This window comes from Neobacillus mesonae (assembly GCF_023715155.1).
GTDB classification, from domain to species: domain Bacteria; phylum Bacillota; class Bacilli; order Bacillales; family Cytobacillaceae; genus Neobacillus; species Neobacillus mesonae_A.
In genome coordinates this window covers 1-760 of record NZ_JAMBNQ010000096.1, presented here as the reverse complement: position 1 = coordinate 760, position 760 = coordinate 1, and the positions used below count along the sequence as shown (strand labels likewise).

The 760-nt window shown below is 51.2% G+C and carries 6 tRNA genes and 1 rRNA gene; all 7 read right to left on the bottom strand.

The features are described from left to right. Window positions 1-52: 52 nt before the first annotated feature. Window positions 53-127: transfer RNA gene (locus tag M3183_RS26630), tRNA-Gly, on the bottom strand. Window positions 128-138: 11 nt separating this feature from the next. Continuing rightward, a tRNA-Leu gene (locus M3183_RS26625) sits at window positions 139-223 on the bottom strand. A 9-nt stretch (window positions 224-232) separates the two neighbouring features. Then, window positions 233-308: transfer RNA gene (locus M3183_RS26620), tRNA-Lys, on the bottom strand. 36 nt (window positions 309-344) lie between these two features. Continuing rightward, window positions 345-420: transfer RNA gene (locus tag M3183_RS26615), tRNA-Lys, on the bottom strand. 34 nt (window positions 421-454) lie between these two features. Then, window positions 455-527 (bottom strand) — tRNA-Thr (locus M3183_RS26610). Window positions 528-549: 22 nt separating this feature from the next. Then, window positions 550-625 (bottom strand) — tRNA-Val (locus M3183_RS26605). Between the two features lie 9 nt (window positions 626-634). Further along, window positions 635-750 (bottom strand): 5S ribosomal RNA (gene rrf, locus M3183_RS26600). Window positions 751-760 lie beyond the last annotated feature (10 nt).

The following is a 760-nucleotide window of genomic DNA, read 5'->3' as shown; positions in this document are numbered from 1 at the left end:
TACCGCAGGATTTTAAGTCCTGTGCGTCTGCCAGTTCCGCCACCCCGGCATATGGAGCGGAAGACGGGATTCGAACCCGCGACCCCCACCTTGGCAAGGTGATGTTCTACCACTGAACTACTTCCGCGTTTATTATAATGGTGCGGGTGAAGGGAGTCGAACCCCCACGCCTTGCGGCGCCAGATCCTAAGTCTGGTGCGTCTGCCAATTCCGCCACACCCGCATATTTATATGGTGAGCCATGAAGGACTCGAACCTTCGACCCTCTGATTAAAAGTCAGATGCTCTACCAACTGAGCTAATGGCTCTTACTAAAATTACTGCCTTTTGTCGAATACTTTAGATGGTGGGCCATGAAGGATTCGAACCTTCGACCCTCTGATTAAGAGTCAGATGCTCTACCAACTAAGCTAATGGCCCACTATCGATAAAAATGATAAGTATGGGCAAAAGGTGCCGGCCAGAGGACTTGAACCCCCAACCTACTGATTACAAGTCAGTTGCTCTACCAATTGAGCTAGGCCGGCATAAATATAAGAGAAATTTAAATGGTGGAGGATGACGGGATCGAACCGCCGACCCTCTGCTTGTAAGGCAGATGCTCTCCCAGCTGAGCTAATCCTCCATAATTGACGCCCGGCAGCGTCCTACTCTCACAGGGGCAAGGCCCCAACTACCATCGGCGCTGAGAAGCTTAACTTCCGTGTTCGGTATGGGAACGGGTGTGACCTTCTCGCCATCACCGCCGGACTATTTATTT